The 23,470-nt window shown below is 57.4% G+C and carries 20 protein-coding genes; 11 read left to right on the plus strand and 9 right to left on the minus strand.

Annotated features, from left to right (window positions below; translation table 11 throughout):
• Positions 1-4: 4 nt before the first annotated feature.
• From BUA15_RS03060 to trpE, 4 genes are read right to left on the minus strand one after another with little or no spacing between them, the layout of a single operon-like run.
• Positions 5-619 carry an anthranilate synthase component II gene (locus BUA15_RS03060; protein ID WP_072714464.1) on the minus strand — a complete coding sequence of 205 codons (615 nt, stop codon included), beginning with the start codon at positions 617-619 and terminating at the stop codon, positions 5-7.
• Complete coding sequence (gene trpS / locus BUA15_RS03065) at positions 616-1,680, minus strand: tryptophan--tRNA ligase (protein ID WP_218587556.1); 1,065 nt, start codon at positions 1,678-1,680, stop codon at positions 616-618. The genes BUA15_RS03060 and trpS overlap by 4 nt, the downstream gene beginning before the upstream one ends.
• On the minus strand, positions 1,677-2,168 hold the full coding sequence (locus BUA15_RS03070; RefSeq protein ID WP_072714465.1) for a hypothetical protein: 492 nt from the start codon (positions 2,166-2,168) through the stop codon (positions 1,677-1,679). Before BUA15_RS03070 ends, trpS begins: the two co-directional genes overlap by 4 nt.
• A 24-nt stretch (positions 2,169-2,192) precedes the next feature.
• Positions 2,193-3,680, minus strand: coding sequence for an anthranilate synthase component I (gene trpE / locus BUA15_RS03075; RefSeq protein ID WP_072714466.1), 1,488 nt, complete (start codon positions 3,678-3,680; stop codon positions 2,193-2,195).
• A 937-nt stretch (positions 3,681-4,617) separates the two neighbouring features.
• On the opposite strand from trpE, the gene BUA15_RS03080 reads away from it, so the two are divergent.
• The 9 genes from BUA15_RS03080 (at position 4,618) to ccsA (ending at position 16,063) form a co-directional block, all read left to right on the plus strand.
• On the plus strand, positions 4,618-5,709 hold the full coding sequence (locus tag BUA15_RS03080) for an NHL repeat-containing protein (RefSeq protein WP_072714467.1): 1,092 nt from the start codon (positions 4,618-4,620) through the stop codon (positions 5,707-5,709).
• Positions 5,710-6,022: 313 nt separating this feature from the next.
• Positions 6,023-6,271: a hypothetical protein gene (locus tag BUA15_RS03090; protein ID WP_072714469.1), complete on the plus strand. Its 249-nt coding sequence runs from the start codon at positions 6,023-6,025 to the stop codon at positions 6,269-6,271.
• A 98-nt stretch (positions 6,272-6,369) separates the two neighbouring features.
• Positions 6,370-7,452 carry a 6-bladed beta-propeller gene (locus tag BUA15_RS03095; protein ID WP_178139372.1) on the plus strand — a complete coding sequence of 361 codons (1,083 nt, stop codon included), beginning with the start codon at positions 6,370-6,372 and terminating at the stop codon, positions 7,450-7,452.
• Between the two features lie 113 nt (positions 7,453-7,565).
• A complete protein-coding gene (locus tag BUA15_RS03100; RefSeq protein WP_072714471.1) occupies positions 7,566-8,561 on the plus strand; it encodes a 6-bladed beta-propeller in 996 nt (331 codons plus the stop codon).
• Positions 8,562-8,702: 141 nt separating this feature from the next.
• Positions 8,703-9,821, plus strand: coding sequence for a 6-bladed beta-propeller (locus tag BUA15_RS03105; protein ID WP_072714472.1), 1,119 nt, complete (start codon positions 8,703-8,705; stop codon positions 9,819-9,821).
• A 659-nt stretch (positions 9,822-10,480) separates the two neighbouring features.
• A complete protein-coding gene (locus BUA15_RS03110) occupies positions 10,481-11,224 on the plus strand; it encodes an NHL repeat-containing protein (RefSeq protein ID WP_143149550.1) in 744 nt (247 codons plus the stop codon).
• A 301-nt stretch (positions 11,225-11,525) separates the two neighbouring features.
• Positions 11,526-12,995: a DUF5687 family protein gene (locus BUA15_RS03115; protein ID WP_143149551.1), complete on the plus strand. Its 1,470-nt coding sequence runs from the start codon at positions 11,526-11,528 to the stop codon at positions 12,993-12,995.
• 56 nt (positions 12,996-13,051) lie between these two features.
• Positions 13,052-13,474, plus strand: a complete 423-nt coding sequence (locus tag BUA15_RS03120) for an ATP-binding cassette domain-containing protein (RefSeq protein ID WP_084660500.1) — start codon at positions 13,052-13,054, stop codon at positions 13,472-13,474.
• Positions 13,475-13,606: 132 nt separating this feature from the next.
• Complete coding sequence (ccsA, locus tag BUA15_RS03125) at positions 13,607-16,063, plus strand: cytochrome c biogenesis protein CcsA (RefSeq protein WP_072714476.1); 2,457 nt, start codon at positions 13,607-13,609, stop codon at positions 16,061-16,063.
• On the opposite strand, the gene BUA15_RS03130 is transcribed toward ccsA, so the two are convergent.
• Both BUA15_RS03130 and BUA15_RS03135 read right to left on the minus strand, forming a co-directional pair.
• Entirely contained in the window at positions 15,989-16,432 is a 444-nt protein-coding gene (locus BUA15_RS03130; protein ID WP_072714477.1) for a hypothetical protein, read from the minus strand. The genes ccsA and BUA15_RS03130 overlap by 75 nt on opposite strands.
• On the minus strand, positions 16,429-17,568 hold the full coding sequence (locus tag BUA15_RS03135) for a TolB family protein (RefSeq protein WP_072714478.1): 1,140 nt from the start codon (positions 17,566-17,568) through the stop codon (positions 16,429-16,431). The genes BUA15_RS03130 and BUA15_RS03135 overlap by 4 nt, the downstream gene beginning before the upstream one ends.
• A gap of 80 nt (positions 17,569-17,648) precedes the next feature.
• Between BUA15_RS03135 and trxA the strand changes: the two genes are divergently transcribed.
• Positions 17,649-18,482 carry a thioredoxin gene (trxA, locus tag BUA15_RS03140; protein WP_072714479.1) on the plus strand — a complete coding sequence of 278 codons (834 nt, stop codon included), beginning with the start codon at positions 17,649-17,651 and terminating at the stop codon, positions 18,480-18,482.
• Positions 18,483-18,488: 6 nt separating this feature from the next.
• Here the strand turns inward: trxA and BUA15_RS03145 are convergent, their stop codons facing one another.
• The 3 genes from BUA15_RS03145 to BUA15_RS13910 all read right to left on the minus strand — a co-directional run bounded on the left by BUA15_RS03145 (position 18,489) and on the right by BUA15_RS13910 (position 21,649).
• A complete protein-coding gene (locus BUA15_RS03145; RefSeq protein WP_072714480.1) occupies positions 18,489-19,973 on the minus strand; it encodes a M20 family peptidase in 1,485 nt (494 codons plus the stop codon).
• Between the two features lie 111 nt (positions 19,974-20,084).
• On the minus strand, positions 20,085-21,260 hold the full coding sequence (locus BUA15_RS03150) for an LA_2272 family surface repeat-containing protein (protein WP_072714481.1): 1,176 nt from the start codon (positions 21,258-21,260) through the stop codon (positions 20,085-20,087).
• Positions 21,261-21,517: 257 nt separating this feature from the next.
• Positions 21,518-21,649 carry a hypothetical protein gene (locus BUA15_RS13910; RefSeq protein WP_262501649.1) on the minus strand — a complete coding sequence of 44 codons (132 nt, stop codon included), beginning with the start codon at positions 21,647-21,649 and terminating at the stop codon, positions 21,518-21,520.
• 161 nt (positions 21,650-21,810) lie between these two features.
• Between BUA15_RS13910 and BUA15_RS03155 the strand changes: the two genes are divergently transcribed.
• Complete coding sequence (locus BUA15_RS03155; protein ID WP_072714482.1) at positions 21,811-22,806, plus strand: hypothetical protein; 996 nt, start codon at positions 21,811-21,813, stop codon at positions 22,804-22,806.
• Positions 22,807-23,470 lie beyond the last annotated feature (664 nt).

A 23,470-nucleotide genomic window follows, 5' to 3' on the forward strand; every position in this document is an offset into this window, starting at 1 on the left:
CGGTCTATCGTTGCGTTTGCAGGACCGACGTCGCACGCGTCTGGTGCCAGGATTTTACCTGGCGCAGCCAGTTGGCAATCAGACGGGGTCCTTCGGTGGTGAGCACACTTTCCGGATGAAATTGCACCCCTTCCACCGGATAGGTGCGGTGGCGCAGCCCCATGATCACCCCCTCCTCTGTCCAGGCCGTGATCTCCAGCACCTCAGGCAGCGTGTTGCGCTCCACCACCAGCGAATGGTAGCGGGTCGCCGTAAACCCCTGGGCCGCTCCTTCGAACAGGCCCTCGCCCGTGTGGAAGATGCGGCTCGTCTTGCCGTGCATGAGCGAGGGTGCATGCACGATGCGGCCGCCATAGACTTCCCCGATGGCCTGGTGCCCCAGGCACACGCCCAGGATCGGCGTGGTGGGTCCCAGCTCGGCAATAACCGCCTCGGTGATGCCGGCCTCGGCCGGTCGGCCCGGCCCCGGCGAGATCAGGATCGCCTCAGGCTGCATGGCGCGCACCTCGTCGAGCGTAAGCGCGTCGTTACGCACCACGTGTAGATCCCGGGTGTGCTGCCCGAGCAGGTGCACCAGGTTGTAGGTAAACGAGTCGTAGTTGTCAATTACCAGAATCATGACGTTTCCGGACGATACGTGGCATAGTGCAGCCCGACCCGATCCCGCACCTGCTCCATGATTTCCTGCGCTCGCTGGCGGCCTTTGCGTCCGCCTTCGCGCAGCACGTCCATCACATAGTCCGGATGCTTCAGCAGCTCCCGCCGCCGCTCCCGGGCTTCGGCAAAGTGCGCGTCAATCAGCTGAATCAGCTCTTTCTTGGCGTCCCCATAGCCGTAGCCGCCCTGCCGGTAAGCCTCGGCAATCCGGTGGCGCGTTTCCGCATCGGCAAACAGCTTGATGAGCGCAAACACGTTGCAGCGCTCCGGATCCTTCGGTGCCTCCAGCGGCGTCGAATCGGTCACGATCGACATTACCTTCTTCCGCAGCGTTTTGCCCTCATCGAAAATGCCGATCGTGTTGCCATAGCTTTTGGACATCTTGCGCCCATCAATGCCCGGGACCACCGCCACTTCTTCCCGGATCAGCGGCTCCGGGATCGGAAATAGCGGCCGGTCAGGCGGGCAGAACGTACGGTTGAAGCGCTGCGCAATGTCGCGGCAGATCTCAATGTTCTGCTTCTGGTCAGCTCCGACAGGCACCAGCGTGCCGCCATAGATCAGGATGTCAGCCGCCTGCAATACCGGATAGTTGAACAGGCCGGCGTTGGCCGGCAGGCCCTGGGCCACTTTGTCCTTGTAGGCCACGCCCTTTTCAAGCATCGAGACCGGCACCAGGTTGTAAAAAATCCAGGCCAGCTCTGTGACCTCCGGGACATCGCTCTGAACAAACAGCGCTGCTTTCTCGGGATCGAAGCCCAGGGCCAGGTAGGTAACGGCGGCCTCGAACGTGTAGCGCTGCAGCGCTTCGCGGTCGTGAATGGTTGTCAGCGCGTGATAGTTAACAATGAAGAAGTACGACTCGTACTGCCTGTGCAGCTCCAGGTGCTGGCGGATGGCGCCAAAATAGTTGCCCAGATGCAGCTCCCCGGACGGCTGGATGCCCGAAACAACCACGGTCCGCGTGGCCGCACCGCCAGGCTGTGCCGTCTGCTGAGCGGGTGTGGTGGTTGCCGTACTCATGACGCTGCTGCCGTCGCTGGTTTCGGATAGCGTCGAGCTACTTCTTGCAGATAACGGAGGCGTTCTTCGCTGTGCTGCCGCACAAGATTCAGCGTGGCTCTGGTGCGAATCTGGTGGTTCAGCTTGAGCTCATCGGTAACAAGCTGGAGAAAGCGCTGCTCCGCCTCCAGGAGCCGGTGGATCATCTCGGCCGGATCGCTGCCCAGGTTGAAGTCGTCCGGCTCCATATCGACCCCGCTATAGGCCGTGCCGCCCGCGCTGAAGACGACCTCGGCCAGCTTCCCTACGTCCACCCGGGCAATCTTCTGAAACTGCTCCAGCCGTTCGGCAATCTCCGCCTCGCCAATCGTGCGAATCACATAGTCGTGCTGATGGTTCAAGGCAATATGCTCGCGAATGATCGGATTGATTCGTTCAACAGTCTCCTGGCGGGAGAGCGACTTTCCAATGCCGCCCTTGTTGAAAATCAATGTTTTCAGCGAAACCATGGTCGGTGCAGGGTTTGGTTACCTTTATAACAAACCGGACGCGGCGACGCGCATGGCCTCGACCAGCGCCCGGGCCTTGTTAACGGTTTCCTCGTACTCCCGTTCGGGCTCACTATCGGCCACGATGCCCGCCCCGGCCTGTATGTAGATGGTGCCGTTGCGGACCACCATGGTGCGGATGGCAATGCAGGTGTCCAGGTTGCCCGAAAAATCCATGTACCCGACTGCCCCGGCATAGACGCCCCGGCGCGTGGGCTCCAGCTCGTCGATGATCTCCATGGCCCGCACCTTGGGCGCGCCGCTGACCGTGCCGGCTGGAAAGCAGGCAGCCAGCGCATCAAGCGCATCGTAGCCAGACGCAAGCTCCCCGGACACCAGCGAGACCAGGTGCATTACGTGGGAGTACCGCACGACAAAGGCGAACCGATCCACCTGGACGGTGCCGAAGCGACAGACCCGGCCCAGATCGTTCCGGCCCAGATCGACCAGCATCAGATGCTCTGCCTGCTCCTTGGGATCGGCTTTCAGCTCGGCCTCCAGCGCCTGATCCTCCTCAGGCGTGCGGCCCCGCGGCCGCGTCCCGGCAATGGGCAACACTTCGGCCCGCCCGTGCTCAACGCGCACCAGCACTTCCGGTGACGAGCCGATCAGCGCCAGATCCCCGAAGTCGATGTAGAACAGGTAAGGCGACGGATTGACCTGCCGGAGAGCCCGGTATAGATTGAAGCGGTCGCCCGTATAGGGCATGGCAAATCGCTGTGAGAGAACCACCTGAAAGATGTCCCCCTCATAGATGTACTCCTTGGCCCGGCAAACTGCCTCGCAGAAGGCGTTGCGTGAAAAGTTGGACGTAAGGGGCGCGGCAGGAAGCGCGACCGGCTCCGGCACTTCCAGCGACGCCTGCGCCAGCATGTCGCTCAGCATATCCAGCCGGGCGACCGCCTCGTCATAGGCAGCGTGCAGCTCCGTGTCGGGCTCGACAAAAACCCCGGCCATGAGCACGAGCTGATGGCGCACGTGGTCGAACGCCACCACCGTATCGTAGAAATTCCAGCGGGCATCCGGCAGCTCCAGGTCATCGGGTGGAGGAGAAGGCAGGTGCTCCAGTTGCCGGACCATATCGTAGCCCAGATAGCCTACCGCCCCTCCTGTGAAACGCGGCAGCTCCGGCACGCTGACCGGATGGTAGCGCCGAAGCAACTGGCGCATTGTGGTAAAGAAGTCGGTCGCGCTCTTCTCCGACCGGTCGGGATGGTGCAGCACAACTCGCTCCCCGCGCACTTCTACCCTTAGGTAGGGCCGCGCTCCCAGAAAAGAATAGCGTCCCAGCTTTTCCCCTCCCTCCACACTTTCCAGCAAAAATGCATCCGGTGCCATGCTGCGGAGCCGGAGAAAGGCCGAAACCGGCGTCAGCAGATCCGCGCCCACGCGCCGAAAGACGGGCACGAACAGATGCGCGTGGCCGTCTGCTCGATGCGTCTCAATTAATCGGTGGAAGGTCTCGAACGTCATCTCCCTAACAAAAAAGCCCACCGCGAAGCTTGCGGTGGGCCGTCTTGTTTCCCGTACAGGATGCATCATCAGGCACGTGCGCGGCCCACCACGGCGGGGGTAAACCACCACCAGCCATAATAGTGGGCGCTATGATACGCAACGTGCCGCATCGTGGCCTTAAAGATACGACGCGATCGCGTTCCTGCACAACCCGTTCCTTGAAAAATCGGCAAACCGTGCGTGTGACTTAAAGGGGTGTGTTCAAGAAAAGTCCCTGCGTTCCTGTCTGCGACGCGTGCCGGTTCGTAGCAAGCCACGGCGCAAAGCGAAGTGGCGTACCCGGAAACAACACGGCGCCGGCGCTTCGCAGGCAGCCCTGTCGAACCTGCGGGATCTTCTTGCCGACCACACCACGATCCTGCATGCACGCTGGCCGATAGTCGGAGAGAAAGAACGTGCCGCCTTGCTTTCCGGCCGCCCATCTGGCAGGCAGTTGCCCGGAGCGTCCCGGCCTTTCGACAGCCTCCAGCGTGCCCTCATGCCTTTCGCCGCAGCACCCTTCAACCGATGCGCCATTTCTCCCATAACATCCTGAATGTTCAGCCATTCCTCCCCCATCGTCCCTCTTGACAATGTGTGTGTGTTAACTAGGGGTGCGCGGCCGGTCGTCTGGCCCGCACCCCCGGCGGCCGGCCTAGGGCCCATCGGGTGCGAACCATTCAGATCAGAGAAAGCGTACGATGAAACAGGGAATCTCTTTGCCCACAATGCTAACCATAGTCGTGTTGGGCTTACTGAGCAATCTTTTTGCTCCCAGAGTCAGTTTTTCAGAACCTTCTATTCTATGTGCCTGGGAAACAGAAGAATGTGCCAGCGTCGTCTTTCAGTACACGGATCGCTGGGTCTTAGAGATTCGTTGTGGTAACGAAACGCATCTATACGAAGGATCCGGCATATGGCCAGGCTTCTGCCCCGAATAACCGGCAGTCTGCTGGGTTGCCTCTTGCTGGTCTTCGAGCTCAGGGGACAGGCGCCTATTGCCTTGTCCCCTGAGCTCATTCTGAGCGGTGAACAATTCGGCAAAGCCGTTGCCCTTGCAGTCGATCGACGTGGTCGCGTTCTGGTAGCGGACGCGCGGGCTTACCAGATCGTATTGTTCGACTCAGCTGGAGCGGCACTCGACACGCTGGGCCGACGGGGCGAGGGTCCCGGGGAATTCCAGTTTCCACCGCGTCATCTCACTTACCAGCCCGACACAGACGTGCTCTATGCCCTGGAGCTTTTCAGCGGCCGCGTGCACGCCTGGCGCCTGTCTCCTGCAACCAAATGGATTGGGACGCGCTCGCTGGTCGCCTCGCTCAGCGACGCCCAACGGGTCGAGGCCGTATGGGCCTGGGGAGCCGACACGCTCGTGCTGCGGGTCGTCGAACGTCGCCGGGGTCGCAACGTCCATAATCTCGAAGCTCTTCGATGGTACCACTGGACCCAACGCACACAAGTGGCCCTTTTCGCGCTGCGTCCTGCCGAAGCCATTCGCACAGAAGTATCCTATACTATACTCCCTTTCCTGGCGCGCACGCTGGTAGACGTGCGCCCGGGTCAGGGCATTGCCTGGCTCTGGAGCGACAGCCTCATCGTGCACATTTACGATCCCAGAAGCCAACGCTGGGCACACCTTCCCTTTCGGATTACGCGACGCCTCCCGTTTACACAGACGCAATGGCAGCAGGCCGTGGACCGGATGCGACGGCTGGCTCCCCCGAGGTACAAATCCCTTGTCTATCCTCGTCCCCAGCGCAATTACTGGCCCTACACCGATGATTTGCTGCTGGACGACCAGCGACGCGTGTGGCTCCGGCTGCAACAGGGACCAGAAGTCACAGACCAGACCGTGTATCTGGTGGTTTCCGAAAAAGACCAACGCCAGATTGTTCTGGAAGGCTCCGTTAATCTGGAAGTTGTGCAACAGGGACAGGCCTGGGGCATCAGGAATGCCCCCGATGGCCTCAAAGAAGTGGTTCGTTATCGATTGCCTTTTGACCGGTGATCATATGACGAATACGGGAATCCCATCGCTCAGATCACATCTATGAGGATGCACCCTAAGACTGTTCCGGACACCCTCTTGCCGTCCGGCTTCATTCAGAACTCCTGTCGAATCCCCTCAGCCGCAGCACCCTTCAACCGATGCGCCTTTCTTCCCATAACGTCCTGAATGTTCAGCCATTCCTCCCCCATCGTCCCTCTTGACAATGTGTGTGTGTTATTTCCGGGTGCGAGGCCAGTCGTCTGGCCCGCACCCCCGGCGGCCGGCCCGGGGCCCATCGGGTGCGAACTACAAATCTTAAAGGAGGTGCACTATGAAACGCTTGCTGCTTCCCTTCGCCCTTATCCTCTCGCTGCTGGGCAGCCTGTTGTTGCTTGATACCGCAACGCGCACGGAAGTAGTGACCAACGCGGCTGCCCTGATCACACCTACGGAAGCCTGTGCAGGAGGCTGCGAAGAAGCCGACTGCCCTGGTAGTGGTGCGCCATGTTGCGAAGAGTCGTGGTTATTTGGACTTATCAAAAAGGTAAAAACGTACGAGGCACCTACTCCTCCTAATTGAACAACCATTTCCAAATCAGCATTGCTCGAGAGGATGGATCATTACTCAAATGATCCATCCTCTTATTATCTAACACCAATAACAAACAAATGGATATCATGACAAAAAAACATATATTGAAGATTGCAATTGTTCTACTAACTCTATCCGGTTTTGGCGTGGCGTTCAGCATCTTGTCTCTTCCAGGGAAATTACCTGAGATCAAACTTTCCGATCAAATGCCTCCTCCCCAGCCCCAAGCACTTACTGATCGTCGAATAGCCAATGTTCTACTAAAGCGTGTTCAAGTATTAGGCAATACACCAGAAACTTTCCTAAACTATGTTGATTTTATCAAAATAGGCCCTCGAAAAACTGTTTATGTCTTTGACAGGGGAGTTAACCAAGTTATTCAGTTTGACCTGAATACAGGACAAATAGTACAACGTTATGGCAAAGGACTAGGAAAAGGACCTGGAGAATTTAATGTAGTTACTGATTTTGAAGTAGACAATGACGGATATGTTTATGTTTGCGATTCAGAAAATAGTCGCATTACAATATTTTCCCCAAATGGATCATTGTTATCTACCTTATCACTCTCCAGTCCTCCATTAGGAATTGCTCTGTTAAAAGACAAATACATTGCAGTGCAACTAATAGATCCAAAGAACGATGCCTTATTTGAGATATATCAACTTGAAAAGAATCGCGATAAGTATAAACTAAAACTTATAAAACGATTTGGCAAATTTTTTGAAAAGCAAGCAGCTTTAGGACTACTATTGAATGGTTTAATTACAGGTTCTGACACTTTCTTTGTGTATGCACCACGGCGAATTGGCTGGCTTACAGCATTCAGACTCGACGGAACGTTGCTGTATCACAGAACTACTATTGATCCTATTCCTGTTCCTAAGCTCATTCGCCAGGGAGCAGTAACAAGGGTAGATCGGAATGCTCCTCGAGCAACCTTCGAAGTAGTTATTGATGGAAATAAAGTTTATCTTTATGCAGGTAAAGTAAAAATGGAATCAAACAGCATATATATGATTGATCTATATGATGCATATACTGGAGATTATTTATTTTCTATTCCTTTGCCGGAACGATTTGGTTTATTAGCCATTCGCGACTCTTTAATTTATGCAACACAGGACACTGTGGTTACGGTATGGCACTGGCAATTAAAGGAGGATTAAGTATTATATAGTCGGTTGCGTAGCGCCTCTTTATAAAATAGGCCGGATAATCATGAATCCAAACCTGGCGTTCCTCTGAAAACACTAAACGCCTCAAGTGCCGGACAATCGCTATGCAGGCTTTTGCAGGCAGCTACCTGCACGCAGCGATCGGGTTGTTGGCTGGAGTTGCATACCTGCTGCCAGTCGACCGCATCTATCGCTCCGTGCAGTGGGAGCTACTCTGGGAAGTGGGCGAACCCGTCCTGCTCAACCCGGTGCAGGTAGAGATAGGTCCAGGCGGACGCGTGTACGTGATGGACTACGGCACGTTTCGGCTGCACGTCTTCACCCCGGACGGGCAGCTTCATCGCACCATAGGCCAGGGCGAAGGACAGGGCCCCGGCGAATTCAGCCATCCCATCGACTTTGTCATCGATGCCCGGGGCCGCATCTGGGTCCTGGACGCCACCACGGCACGGGTGACCATCTTCTCGACAAGCGGCTCCTTGGATACGCTCTGGACGTTGCCCTTTCCCGCCAGTCGGCTGGCCCTTTCGCCCGACAGCCGGCACTACGCACTCTTTCCGATCTCCCCGCGCCGTGAAGGGGCTTTCGCGCTGTTCCGAGACGGCCAACTGCTCGGCTTTTTCGGACAACTGGCAGCCGATCAGGTGCAACGCTGGATTGCTTTCGACGGCCGACTGATGGGCGATCGAGAAGGTTTCTACTACACAGCCATTCGCGCTGGATGGGTCGCCTCGTTCGACTGGAACGGCCGCGTGCGCTTTTCGTGGACCAGCATCGAACCGGTGCCTTTTCCGCAACCCGAGCGCACGCCCGAAGGGGGCCTGCGCCTCACGCGGCGCCATCGTTTCGTATCGTACGACATAGCACCGGGGCCGCATCCGGAGACGTTTGCCGTGATGGGGTTGCTACCGGTCGATGGACGTTACCGTGCCGTCATCGACGTGTATCACCGCCAGGATGGGCGCTACTGCTACAGCCTCCAGCTACCCCGAGGCGGCTCCGGCTTCACGTTTCACGGAAATCGGCTCTATCTGGTCAATCGTATCGCCTTGCTGGCCTACCGCCTGGAAGGAAACACGGCCTGCCCTCCAGCAAAATAGTAGCGACAAAAAGTCGTTAGTTGCTGCCAAACCTGGAGTTTGACACGAGATAAGAATATCTTAGTCACAGGAAAATCCAGAGTTATAGCCCAGATACATGAGGCGATTGCACACCCTATCCACAACCTGAATAAGTTTACTATGTTGCCCAGAACCATTTCTATGGCGATACTCTTTGTTGCTTTGCCACCATCCTATTGCCTGGCGCAGACCTGGACCGCCTCGTTCTCCACGGAATGGAGGCTGGGATTAGAAGAAGTAGAACCTCAATTCTTTCGCTGGCCCCTCCAACTCATCACAGATCAAAAGGGCTACGTATACGTGCACAGTTATGGAGACGCATACCTTCGCGTCTTTGATGCAAACGGACGCTTCGTCAAATACATCGGGCGCAAAGGACAGGGACCTGGGGAATTCGAGGTAATCGATCAGTTTTTTGTTGATTCCAAAAACAAACTTTATATTAACGATCCTATCAATGATCGTATTACAATTTATGATCATAGTAGGGAAAGTTTTGTAACAATATCTTACCCTTTATATATCTATAAAGCATACTCTATTCAAAAGGACTCTATGCTACTCATTGCGCGGTTAAAATTAAATAAAAACAAAAGATTAAATAAAAACAAAAGAGATTGCATACTTTTCATTACTGACAACAAGTTTAACCTCGATCACAAGTCTTGTGTAGCCCGCGCCTCGCTGTTCTGGTCACCGGAAGATCCACTCTATGCCATGCTGGTGCGTCGAGGCGCCATTCGGGTGGCCTATCGTCAGGGCGTCCTCATGGCCGCGCCCTGGCTCTATGAAGGCGTACTCTTCCGCCTGGAACGCCACCGTGACCAGTGGCAGGCAACGCGGCTTACCGGCCTCCACCCCGGCAAATCGGCCTACACCAAACTGCCAGACGGCACGGCCCCCTGGGACCTGTCGCCTTCAGAAAGAAAACACATGTTCTTTGCCAGTGGTCCGTATGGGCGCCTTGCCCTGCGCATTCATCGTCGCAGCCTGGGCGTCTTTGCGCTGGCCAATGGCGGGTGGGGGCATTTCAGTATAGACCAGCAGCATGATCCGCCGATTGGTTTTCTGGAGATCTGGGATGGGCGGGGCCAGTATCTGGGTTATGCCGAGCTTCAGTCGCCTCCGTACGACATCCTGTGGAAAGAACCGGACAGGGACACGTTTTATCTGTTGCGGTGGCAGGAGGATTTGCCGGTTATCGAAAAGGCCCGGCTACAGCTGCAGCGCAGACAGTAACGTGGCGCCAGGGCGCTGCTGATCGGGGAAGGTTTCGGACTGGACAATTCGGCACAGCCGCAGGTGCGCTTGCAGTTCGGCCGGCGGTGTCTTGTCCGGATCGGATTACTGCGCTTATTGCGCCGTGGTTGACGACAGGCGGAACCTGACGCCATTGCGCTTTGCTTTAGGGCCGACTACAGGCGGGTGTGCATCGCCGCTCTAGGCCTCCTTCCAGACCCACGTGCAGGCCTGTCTCACCCATAGCCGGCCCGAGGCCCATCGGGTGCGAACTGCCAATCTCAAAGGAGGTGCACTATGAAACGCTCGCTGCTTATTTTAGGCCTATTGATAGGATTCAGTATCTCCTCTTTTACTTTTCTGCCTCCTGAAGAAGTATGCCAGTGGAAGACAGATACCTGTCTGGTAATTATCCTTCAATAATGAAGGGTACGGGGAAATGATAATCCGTTGCGATGATGGCTACCGAGATGAAATTATTCAGGAAGGCACCTGGACATTCTGCCCGGAATAGCTCTAAAGCAGGCCTCCGTCTGTGCCTTTGCCCCCTTCTGTTTATTTTCTTCGGCGCGCGATCTGTCCAAGGACAATCTGCTCCGGTCTTGTCCCCAGACCTTGTGCTGCCGGGCCATCTTTTTGCCCGCGTGGTATCGGTAGCCATGGATCGCCATCAGCACATCCTGGTGGCCGATGCCGGCGTCTACCACGTGCTCCTGTTTAGCGCGCAGGGCGCGCCGATCGACACGCTGGGCCAACGGGACAACGGCCCCGGCGAATTTCAGACCCTTACGCGCATCGCCTGTCCACCTGAAGGTGACTGGCTATTCGTACTGGAAGAACTGTCCCGCCGCGTGCATCGCTGGCACCTGGATCCCGCTCCCCGCCACGTGGACACTCGGATTCTCCCCTCCCCACGCGCGCCAGCCCGCTGGCCGCTGGAACTCTGGCCCGTAAGCGCCGACACGCTGATCCTCCGTTTTGCAGCCAGCCTGATCGACGCCGGTGCGCATGGACTTTACCGCTATCAGTGGTCAAATCGGCAACTTCACCGGCTACTTCCGCTGCGTGAAAATGAGGTCATCCGTCGGGGAACGCGTCGCACGGTCTTTCCCTTTCTGGCGCGCCAGCTTGTGGCCGTTCGGCCTCCCCACGGCATTGCCCTGGTCTGGAGCGATAGCCTCCAGGTGGTGCTGTATGACCTGAAGGGCAACCGGCAGGCACGCCGTCGTTTTAGTGCGCCCCCGCCTCGTGCTCTGACCTCTGAAGACTGGGCCAGAGCACGCCAGATGGATACCCGTTTTGCCTTCTCTGCATCCCTGCCGCGCCTTGGACGAACGCACTGGCCTTACGTCGACGATCTGCTGCTCGACGATGCGGGCAACATATGGATGCGGCTTCTCTAGGGATGGCCGGACGAGCAGCCTCGAAGCACCCAGTACCTGGTCTTCACCTCTCGGGGTGACGTGCACCTGGTTTATCTGAAGAGTGCCATTGACCTTGAGGTTTGCAGAATGGTCGGGCGCTGGGCTTGCGGCAGGAAGCGGACGGGACCCGGTCGGTGGTTGTTTTCTCGCGGATTCGCCTGCACCAGCACGACGCCACGCAAGAATAACCGTCTGGTCCAGGCCCCATCGAGTGCGAACCAGACTAAATGCAACGTGTCATGCAGGGGCTAAGTATAGGTACCTGGCTCGGATGCGCCCAATGAGACCGCAGAGGTCCCGACTGCGTTTGCTGGTAGGGCTCTGGCACCGCTGTGCTTCCCGACAGCGGGCCCTGGTGCAGCATCCCGTAGAACGGTGGTTGCTCCGCATTGTCCTGGGCTTAAGCATCGCGGGCGCCTTTGTCTGGGGTCTTCTGGCGGCCTGGATGCTCCCCTTACGGTCTCTCTCGCTGCATACGCTCCATAGTGCGCTCTTAGGGCTGCTGCTCCTCTGGCCACTTTTGCTTTCACTCTGGCAGTCGGGCCCCCAATTGCCGGTGCACGCATGGCTGGTATGGCCGGTTACGCGCAACTGGCTGGCCCATGGGCTCCAGATGCTCAGCTTACTTCACGCAGGAAATGCCTGGCTTCTGCTTTTTCTGCTGGGTATCTGGGCGAAAGGCATTGCCCCTTCGTTTTCTCTGGCGTCAAACCTGGGATGGCTGGCAACGGCCGGCTTGCTGCTTACCCTTGCGCAATGGATAACGAATGGGCTGCGCATCCTTCGCTATAGCTACCCCACGAGTTATGTATTGATATGGCTGGGCGGCATCGTGGGCATCGGACTTTTGAGCACGCAGGACGGACTCTCCTGGCTGGCCGGGCAAACGCTTGATCGCGCGTTAAATCAACCGGCCTCGGTCCTCTGGATACTGCTTGTTGTGAATATATGCTGCTACCTTTTGTCCTTACTGCCCATCCGAAAATCTCTGTTTGTGGACCACCCTTTTATGTTTCCCCTATCGTCTGCTTTATCTACGCGTCCACGCTGGACCGCGTCAGGCATCTGGCGCCTGGTGCGGCTACAACTGCTTTTAATCTGGCGACATCGCTTTACAAGAATGATGCTATTTCTACCTCTGCTGTTTGGGTTGATGGGTTCCATTCAGTTCGGAGTAGGTTTGCAGCAAAATGCCTGGATTTATACCGCAACAGGTACAGGGTTTCTGTTAGGGTCTTCCCTGCATTTCCTGATCCATATGCTCAGTTGGCAGAGCACATACGCAGCGGCTCTGTTTACCTGGCCGATATCCTATCAGGATCTGGGACGGGCAACGTTGTGGGTTGCGCTGGGACCGGCTTCAACTGGCTTTCTCACAGGTGCGGGCATTGTATTTTTAATTGACCCGTCGGTGCTTATCCATCTGCTTGTTCTCTATGGCTATCTGGTAGGCTGGGTGCATCCTATTTTGCTCTGGCAAATGCCGTTACATGGCGTGCGCGTCCAGCTCCATCCCCAATCTGTTAGTCCATCAGGTCCTCCTCATCGACGTCCCTTTCGTCTCATCGGTCTTGTGCTGCTGCTTATCGGGCTGGCGGTGGGAGGCATAACGGCCGGAAAGTGGGGCTTGCTGATGCTGGCCCTGTTAGGTGGGGTGGGTCTATTAATGCTTCCGCTCTGGCTTGATCTGTTTGAAGTACAGATGCATCGTCAAAAGCATTCCCTCCTGGTCCACCTGCAAGCAGTATAGCGCCATGGAAATTCGAATTGCTAACTTGAAAAAATGGTCAGGTCACAGCCGTTGATATACCTGCGCTAACCGTTCACGCTGGCGAAATCGTTGGACTGATCGGGCCAAACGGATCCGGCAAAACCACCTTACTCCGCTTAATCCTTGATCTCGTCGCTCCTACCGAAGGACAGGTATGCATCAACGGACAGGACGTGCGCCGGACGATTGACTGGAAATTTGCGACCGCAGCGTATCTCGACGAAGGCTTTTTGATCCCCTTTCTAACGCCGCTCGAATATCTCAATCTTGTGGGCAGCGTATATGGACTCCAGGAAACCGAAATGCAGAAACGCCTGGACGAGCTGGCCCCGTTTCTTGAGCCCTCGCTGCCAGCGCTGCTCTCCCTGAATCACTTCCGGAATGTACTCACACAAACCTTCGCTTGCACTGTAATCTTGCGCGGGCGCTTTATTGACAGGAAAGCGGATTCTCTATGACACCGCCCCCTGTTCTGCTGTGCAATCTTCTGTGAATCCATACTGCTTACGGCCCTCTTTACCCTGCGACTGTGGAACCACTTCCTGCGTTTGGCCTTTGGGTTGAAAAAAGCAGTCTTTACCTGAAGAGCTATGATAGGCGTTTTAGGTCACCTGGCCGTGCTGTCGGCCTTCGTGGCGTGCGTGTTAGCAGGACTTGCGTACTGGCAGGCCGCCCGGCAGCGCGATGCGTTTGATTGGATCCGCCTGGCACGGGGAAGCTGGCATGTGATGTTTGGCGCCACGGTGGTGGCCTCCGGAGCGTTGCTTTATTTGATCCTCACGCACCAGTTTCAGTACGCGTATGTTTATCAGTACTCGTCGCGCGACCTTCCCCTGCATTACTTGATCTCCTCATTCTGGGCCGGCCAGGAAGGTTCCTTCCTGCTGTGGATTCTTTACACCGGTCTTCTTGGATTTGGCATGATGCGCTGGTCGGGCCGTTTTGAAGCCCCAGCAATGGCTGTGATCGCCCTGAGCCAGGCCTTTCTGCTGTCAATGGTGATCGGAGTGAAGCTTGGTCCTCTGACTATTGGCTCGTCTCCGTTTCAGTTGCTGGTTGAGCGCTTTCCTGACGCTCCTATTTTCCGCCAGAATCCGGGCTTTGTACCGGCCGACGGCAATGGTCTCAACGATCTGTTGTTAAACCCCTGGATGACGGCTCATCCGCCTACGTTATTCGTAGGGTTTGCCGCCATGGCAGCGCCTTTTGCCCTGGCTATTGCCGCGCTCTGGCAGCGTCGCTATCGAGAATGGATCCGGGTAGCCATGCCCTGGATGCTGTTTGCGGTGCTGGCCCTGGGAGCGGGTATTCTGCTGGGCGGCTACTGGGCCTACGAAACGCTTTCTTTTGGGGGATACTGGGCCTGGGATCCCGTAGAAAATTCCTCGCTGGTCCCCTGGATTACCGGAGTAGCTGCCTTGCACGCCATGCTGATCCAGCGGCGTAGTGGGCGAGCTTACCGCATGGCGCTTGTGCTGACCCTAGTCAGTTATGTGCTGGTCATCTATTCGACGTTCCTGACGCGCAGCGGCATTCTGGGCGATCTGTCGGTCCATTCGTTCGTTGATCTGGGGCTGCATAATCAACTGCTCGTCTGGATTGCGTCCATGATCTTACTGGGCGGCATCCTCCTTGTCGCGCGGTACCGTGAGCTGCCAGCCCCTGCCGATGAGCCACCCGCCCTTTCGCGCGAGGCCTGGATTTTCATCGGGGCGTTGCTCCTGACCATCACGGCCCTGGTCATTCTGGTCGGCACCAGTGCCCCTATTTTAGGTAAGCTTTTCCGCGACAATCCGGCCAGTGTGGCCACTTCGTTTTACAACCAGTGGACGCTCCCCCTAGCAGTCGTCTTCACTTTCTTAATGGGTGCCGCGCAGCTCATCTGGTGGCACAAGATGGAAGTGGACATGGCGCACCGGTTGCTCTGGCGACCGCTGGCCCTTTCGGTGGGGGCGACGTTAGCGGTGCTGTTAGGGACGCCCTTCGTCGAGCATACCGTACGGCCGCTCATGCCCTCTGCAGATAGCCCCATGGCTCAGGCTGACCTGCTGGGCGGCCTCACGCAACTCTGGCAGGCCTACGGCTACAGCCTGCTGCTGCTTTTGCTCGTTTTTGCTTCGTTTTTTGCCTTTTTTGGCAATTTGCAGGTGCTCTGGCGCATTGGACGGGGCAATCCACGTCTGGCTGGCGGAGCCCTCTCTCATGTCGGCCTGGCTATCATGCTGCTGGGCGTTGTCGCTTCGAGTGGTTTTAGCCTCCCTCTGCCCCATCGGGGCGTACCGCCGGCTTTCCGCGACGAGGAGCGCACCAACTTTGTGCTGGTGCGCGATGAACCTCGACGTGTAGGTGGGTACGAGGTGCGTTACGAAGGCCGCGGCCTCACGCCCGAGGGCCATACCTTCTACCGCCTATCGTTCACGGCTCCCGACGGCCGCACCTTCACGCTGAAGCCGGTTGCTTATCAGAACCGCCGCGAAGAATGGATCCTGCATCCCGACATCAAGCTATCGCTCTGGAAAGACCTGTTTGTAGCCGTTTCCCCTGCGGAAATGTTCGAGCAGGATTCCACCTTCTCTGAAAAAGGCGGTGAGCTGGTGCTGGCCCGAGGCGATTCGGTGGTGCTGGGTCGCCAGGAATTCGCGTTGCGTTTCGTGGGCTTCGACACGCAGGTTGATCCGTCACTGCTGCCCGACAGCACCACTATTGCTGTAGCAGCTGTCTTGCACGTGACGAACTTGCAGACGCAGGAAACACGCATCCTGCGGCCTGTCTACTTAGTACGGGCCGATCGCTCCGTGCAATACATCCAGACGCGCGTGCGCGACTGGAATCTGGCGATCACGTTCACCAGCATGAACGTCAGTTCTGGAGAGATCACCCTGGCCATTGAAGGCGTGGACGTGATGCCTGACGACTGGATCGTCGTGCAGGCCTACGAAAAGCCGCTGATCAACCTGGTATGGCTGGGCTTTTTACTCATGAGCGGCGGGATTGGGCTCGCGCTCATGCGTCGCGCCCGTGAACTGCGCCCTGTGCTGCGCCGCTAAGCCATCACGCCGGAGGCGTCGGTAAATTTCGACGCGCCATGCCTGGTTGAGGAGGGCATAGTCGCGTGCCTGCAAGGTCTCATCTACGTCCTGCACGCATAAAAAGCCGTAGTCTACCGGCGAACGGTTGCCAAGCGGCGCGCTGCTTAAATTGAGCAGCCCGGCCCGGCTCAATCCCAGAAAGAAGGTGCCGTATCGCTGGCCCAGCACGCACAACGCGCTGTCAGCCAGTTCCAGGCGCGCTACATCCACCCGTCGATACCAGCCTGGATCGACCCGGTCCAGATGAGCTGCGCCTCGCGCTGCCCGTTGGCAAGCCGATTCCCAGGAGACCGAAACCGCTCGACGTCGCCACCAGCGTCCGATCATTTTCGCCCAAAGTTCAGATCCACCGGCTCTGGATGTTCGACCCAGTCTGCTACAAAAATGTTCGTCTCGTGCGAGGGTTCTCCCCGGGCATTGCGGTTGGAGGCAAAAATCAGCCGTTTTCCATCGCGCGAAAACATCGGAAAGGCGTCGAACGTCCCGGAATACGTAATCTGCTTCAGCCCCGTACCATCCAGACGAATGAGAAACAGGTCAAAGAGACGTCCGCCATCCGTGTGATGGTTCGAGGCAAAGATGATCCGCTCCCCATCGGGATGGAAGTAGGGTGCCCACTGCGCCCCGGGCAACTGAATAATGCGACGCGGATTGCTGCCATCAGCATTGGCCACGAACAGGTCCATGTCAGAGGGCTCCACCAGTCCCTGCGCAAGCAGGCGCTGGTAGCGTTCGGCTGCCTCACCGGTTGGTCGGCTGGCCCGCCAGACAATCTTGCTGCCATCCGGCGAAAAGAACGCGCCGCCATCATAGCCCAGCTCATGCGTGAGCTGCAGCAGCTCACCTGTGTGTAAATCATAGCGCCACAGCTCCAGATCGCCTGATCGACTGGAGGTAAAGACCACGTAGCGGCCGTCCGGCGAGACGGTCGCTTCAGCATCATAACCAGGTCCGCCAATAAGCAGCTTGGGCTCAGCGCCTGTGGTGTCGGTGATGTAAATGTCGTAGGTGTCATAAACAGGCCAGACGTAGCGGCCTTCCGCGGTGCGCTGCACGGGCGGGCATTCGGGCCCGGCTGCATGCGTCGAGGCATAGATAACACGCCCGTCGGGCAGGAAGTAGGCGCAGGTGGTCCGTCCACGACCTGTTGAAAGCAGCCGGTAGCGCTGCCCGTCTGCCAGCGGTTGTCCGTCGGCCCGCATCAGAAAAATCTGATCACACCCCTGCGAATTGATCGCCGCCCAGTCGCTCTGGAAGACCAGGTAGCGATCGTCATAGCTCCAGTAAGCTTCCGCATTATTGCCGCCGAAGGTAAGGGGCCGAATGTTGCGCAGGTGCACTTCGCCCGGAAAGCGCAGCGAATCGGTTGCTGGATCGTAGGCGTCCGCTGGCTGGAATGAATTCGGTGTGCAGGCCGGAACGATCAGCAGACTGATCAGAAAAATGTCACGCACTGACAGCATGGCATACTTCAACCGATGGTCTGAATCTTGTCGGCATCTGACGCCGGTTGTTTTCAGCGCAAAACCAACCGGGAATTATTATGCAAGGTACGAACGCCGCCGTTTATGAAGTCGTGGATTTTCAGCGAGACGTCCTGGAGGCCAGCTACCGGATACCCGTGCTGGTGGACTTCTGGGCGCCCTGGTGCGGTCCGTGCCAGATTCTGGGGCCTGTGCTAGAACGTCTGGCCCAAAAATACGCCGGCAAATGGAAACTGGTGAAGGTCAATACCGACGAGCATCCCGAGCTGGCCATGCAGTACGGCGTGCGGGGCATTCCGGCGGTTAAGCTGTTTGTAAAGGGAGAAGTGGTTGGCGAGTTCGTCGGGGCCCTGCCCGAATATGCCATCGAGCAGTGGTTGGCGGAGGTGCTCCCGGATGAAAACCGTGCGCGCCTGGAACAAATCGAACAGTTGTTAGAAGAGGGCAAGCTGACCGAAGCTGAACCCCTCCTCCGAAAGCTGCTGACGGCTGATCCGGGCAACAACAAGGCGCGCGTACTGCTGGCTCGCATTCGCGTGTTTGACGATCCCGACGAGGCGGAACGGTTGCTGCAAAACCTGGATCTGGCCGAAGCGGCTTACCTGCAACAGATCGAAAGCATTCGCACGCTGATTCGACTGCTTCGCCGGAAGGATCAGGCGGAAACCCTCCCCGAAGGCCCCGGACGGGAACCGTACCGGCAGGCTATCGAGGCGCTGGCCCGCAAGGATTTTGATACCGCGGTGGAGCGGCTGATCGACGTGCTGCGCAAGGATCGCTACTATGACGATGACGGCGCCCGCAAGGCCGGCGTAGCCCTTTTTACCGTGCTGGGCGCGCGTCATCCTGTCACGCAGCGCTGGCGCCGAACGTTCGACATGTGGCTCTACTGACAGACGTCAGGGAGCGCTCAGCCTGCGCAGCAGCGCATAATAGGTGCGTACCGCCAGGACGTACTCTTGCACCGGAATGCGTTCGTCTACGCCATGCAGCGTGGCCAATAGTTCGGACGTGATCTGGGCTCCGATAAAGCGGTACACGTTCGGACTGAGCGTCGTAAAGTACCGAGCGTCTGTGGCTCCCGGCACCAGATAAGGGGCCACAATGGGTGGTGTCTCCGCCCGGGCCTTTCGAATGGCGGCTGCCAGGCGGCGGAATGCTTCCCCCTCAAAGTCGGAAACGGGCGACGGATCGGTCCCGGTGCCTTCAAGGCGATTCACCTGCACGGGCAATCCCTGAAGCAATGCCCGAACGCGTTGCTCTACGCTTGCTACTGTTTCGCCCGGAAAGATCCGGAAGTTTACCACCGCCCGGGCGTGCGTCGGCAGCACGTTTTCTTTAACCCCTGCCTCAAAAATTGTCGGTGCCATCGTGGTGCGCAGGCTTGCATTACCGGCCGGCGACCGAGCAAGCGCTTGCTTCATGAGCGGACCGAAAAGCCACAGGTTGGCTAGCACGATGCGCGGCCCAAACGAAGCATAGGGTGCCAGCCGCTCCAGCAGCCCCCGGGTGGGCCCTTCAAGCCGCGCTGGAAAAGGATTTTCCACAAGCGTGACAATGGCCTGGCTGAGCGTTCCGATGGCCGTCTGCCGGGGCGGTGTGGAAGAGTGTCCACCCGATGCCCTCGCCCGCAGCTCCAGGCTGACATACCCCTTCTCGGCTACGCCCACCAGGGCAACAGGCCGCGTTATTCCCGGAATGACGCCCGCTACCACAAATCCTCCCTCATCCACCACCGCAATCAACGACACCTTACGCGCTTTCAGAATTTCAGCTATCCTTCGCGCCCCATAGCGCCCCCCTACCTCTTCGTCATGCCCGAACGCCAGGTAAACCGTTCGCACCGGCTGGAACCCTTCCGCCAGGAGTTGCTCAACCGCTTCCAACACGCCCAGCACGCTAACTTTATCATCCAGCGCCCCACGGCCCCAGATAAACCCATCCGCTATGACACCGCCAAAAGGTGGGTGCGTCCAGGCCTCCGGCGTAGCAATCGGCACGACATCCTGATGGCCCATAAAAAGCACCGCCGGCAATGTTGTATCCTGGCCAGGCCAGGTGTAGAGCAGGCTTAATCCACTGATGACCTCTTGTCGCAGATGGGTATGCACGCGGGGAAATTGCGCTTTCAGATATGCATGGAGTGCCCGAAAGGCTCCACTGTCAATCTGAGCAGGATCCTGGTATGAAATTGTAGGGAACCGCAGCGCGCCGGCCAGCCGCTGCGCTAACGCTTCCGCCTCCAGCGTAACGGTCAGCGGTTCCACATTCTCCAGGACGCCGGCCTGCTGACCTGCCTGCCAGGCCCGCCCGAATACCACGAGCACCAGCGCAAGCAGCAGCACCAGGACACTGATCCATGTCAGACGAAATAGCTTTCGCATAACCTTCACCGACCAATTTTTTGCGAAAATAACTGTCCAGGAAAGTCGGTGCAACGCGCCTGCTTTCGAATTCCTGAAATAGCTGTCAGCCAGCGCAGCACTGTTCAGAGATTATCGATGGAAGTTCAGCAGCGGCAGCCAGCGAAGAGCAGGGGGCTGGTTGCCTGCGTAGTTCAGCAGACCGAGCTGCAGACCATGCAACCGATGGGCATAGTTGATCAGTCCGATGGTCAGGCCGCGCTGGGTCCCACGAATATGATTAAACGCACTGATTGCTATGCCTCGGAAGTGTCCGTCTGGAGCGATCTGAAAATACGCTCCCGCTACCGTCAGTCCAGTCATCTCCAGGGCCTCTGCCCAGAGTCCAGTCAGCAATATGCCGCGCACCATCGGAGCCTTAGCTCCTACCCCGCCAACCACAACGCCACCCAGAGCCTCACCGGCCCCGACCCCTAACCCGCCAATCAGCACACCGGTGGCCCTTTTCCCGGCTCCTACCCCGAGTCCGCCTATCAGCAATCCTGCTACATTTTTTCCAGCGCCAACCCCGAAGCCCCCTACCGCAATCCCTCTGACTGAGCCCCTGGCCGCACCCCCCAGGCCGCCGATCAGCAAACCGGTCACCGTTCCTCCAACACCCACCCCCAATCCACCGATCAGTACTCCGGTAGCGTTTTTGTCTATCCCAACCCCCAGACCGCCTACCGCAATCCCTCTAAGCCCCCCTCTGGCACCGACTCCGAGTCCCCCTACCATAATTCCCTGCAGGGAACCTCCAGCCCCCACGCCCATCCCGCCAATCAGTAATCCTTTTGCATCCCCACCGGCTCCGACCCCGACTCCGCCGACAAACACGCCGCGCATCTCCTTACCCGCTCCCATGCCAATACCGGCCACCCCGATGCCACTCAGCGTTTCACCGGCACCAAGGCCCATGCCTGCCAGGGCCACTCCGGTAAACCGCTCCTCAACACTGACGCCAAACAATCCAATACCTATCCCCAGAACACGCCGGGCTCCCGTAAGCGGCAGTCCAAGCGCCACCCCGTGCACAACTCCCTGCACCGGCCGATAGGGTTCCCAGATCGTTGCGTTCAGACCGTCCACATGCTCCAGCCGACGATCCCGAAAGTTCAGGCGTAGGCCGATCACACGCGGAGCATCTCCGATTCGGATCCCCACCCGACGCACGGTCAGGTCCAGCACCTGCGCCTGCAATTCAGCAGGGACTACCAGCATCAGCGCGGAGCAGAGCGACAGCAAAACCAGGCGTCTGTGTAGTACCATGATGATACCTCGCTGCCTACCTTCTGGAAAGACCGGCCCGGTTTACGAACAGGCGACCCGTCCAGGTTGCAGCCACGCTCCGTAAAAGCTCCCCGCTTCGTAGCGGCCACGCACCTTCTACTGAGGTCATTCCAACAGGGCCAGCGCAGAACCGGCGCCTCCAGGCACGTGCGTCGCATCCGACGTCAGGCAAGCCATGAGAAAAGGCAAACAGATGAGCCTGTTTGATTCGGAACAGCCGGCACGCGGACCACTGCTCAGGAGTCGCTACGCGGACAGTGCGTCGATGCGGACATAGCGGTCGTGATTTCCCAGAAACCCAGGGGCCCCAGCAGCGCGCGCTCCTGCCGCAACGCTTCCCGGATGGCACGCAACACCTTTTGCATCATACCTGGCCCAACAGGGCCTCCGCAGCCAGAAACGCTACGGGGTTTGCTCGCCTCGCACAAGGGCAAACAGGATTTTCTCAGCGCAAAAGCACCCCTGCGAGGCAAAGCCCCTTCCTCACCCGGAACCAGAACCGAAAGAAATTTCTGAAGCGATTAGTACCATGAAGCAGACCCGTTGCCTTTCAAGTCCCTGGTTTGCTGCTCTGGAACTGTTCGCACAGCCGGTGAGCCTGTCGGGGTGCGAAGGCTGGACGCCAGCCCCGAACGAAGAACCCTCCTCGGACCCTTCGCGTTTTCGCCGGGCGCTGGTCGAAGAGCAGGAACGCCTGACGCGCTTCGTGGCGCGTTATGTGCGGCGCCAGGAAGCGTTTCGGGCGGGCAAGCGGCTGGACCGTCAGGCGGTGAGTCGGTTGCTGGAGGAGGCGCTGGCAGCTTATGAGCGGACGCATGGGGTGACGGGTGTGCTGAGGGGGTATCGTCGGGCGCAGTTGGTGTTGGCGCAGGCTCGCTCGGGGGATCGTCAGACGGCCTGGTGGGACAGTCTGGGGTTGGACGCGGAGCAGCAGGTGTGGATGGGGCGGTTGTGGGAGGTGTTTCGGACGTCGCACACGGTGGCGGAGCTGGACGCGCGGCTGGGTCGGTATGAGGCGACGGTGGTGGCGGCGTTGGGGGCGGAGCGTTCGGGGGTGTTGTATAGTGTTGCGGTGTTCGTGTTTGGTCGGGAGGCGTGGGTGGAGGCGTTCTGGTCGGTGGTTCGGGAGTTGTTGAAGAAGTCAGGTAGTGGAGGTATGGCGAGGTGGGGTGTTCTAGGTGGTAGGGGATGGATTCGGCTGGCGGCACAAAGCCTTTGCGAGCCGGTCACGATGCCTCAATTTGGGGACTATTGGACGGGAGTGGAGTTGGGGGCGGTTATGGTGGGGGCCTGCATAGGGGGAGACCTTGTGGCCTTTATCAGGCGGCTTACCAATCCATGGGTGCTTTTGGGTACCTGTGTTGTAGGCGCCATTGTTGGCGGTTCTTTATATATGGCGGAGGCCTATACTGACTATCGTACGGATCTGGCCAAGTGGTGCAGAGAGAATTATATTAGTTGTAAAGATAATGAATTTTACAGGGATGTCTATGCAGATTTTATAAAGCCAGAAACAACGGAATAACAAGCTATGCAGCGTATATCAAAATATTCAGTTATGAGGTTATTTATAGGATGGCTGTTAATGGCTGTTATATTGGGAATATCTCGTAGCATTAGCTTAAATACGAACTTGTTAAATTTGGAGAATATTATGACAAGCATGTCTTTTTCAGCTTATGTTTTGGCAATGTTATCAATAATATTATTTATGGGATTATTATGCATAAGAAATTCAAAACCAATTTCATTATCATCTTTATATATATCTATATTTACTACTTTTGGTACTCAGTTACCTTTGGTACGTCGATATCTTTCTGCTGATGAAGATTTTGTAGTAACTAGTGATTACCTAAGATTTCTATTTTATATTTTTGCGAGCATATATATTGTCGCTTTATTGACTTTGTATATTTTAAAAAAGAAAAGGGCATCGTTGCCGAAGTGCGCATGAGTCACCAGGGAATGGTCGAGGGATCTTATTCTGGGCGTTTGGGGCGTGGCTGTGATCGTTGTTGCATAAGACAGATGGCGTTGGATAGCCTTTGGTCGGGCGCAGCAGAATGCGACGTGTGAGCTCAACCACATGCTGCAGATTGGAGATTATCGGACCGTGGAGGGGCGCTCACGGCGATACTTACAGGAGCATGGGAAGGCTGTGTGTGGATCAGGAGCAGGGTTTTTAA

This window comes from Rhodothermus profundi, assembly GCF_900142415.1.
GTDB classification, from domain to species: domain Bacteria; phylum Bacteroidota; class Rhodothermia; order Rhodothermales; family Rhodothermaceae; genus Rhodothermus; species Rhodothermus profundi.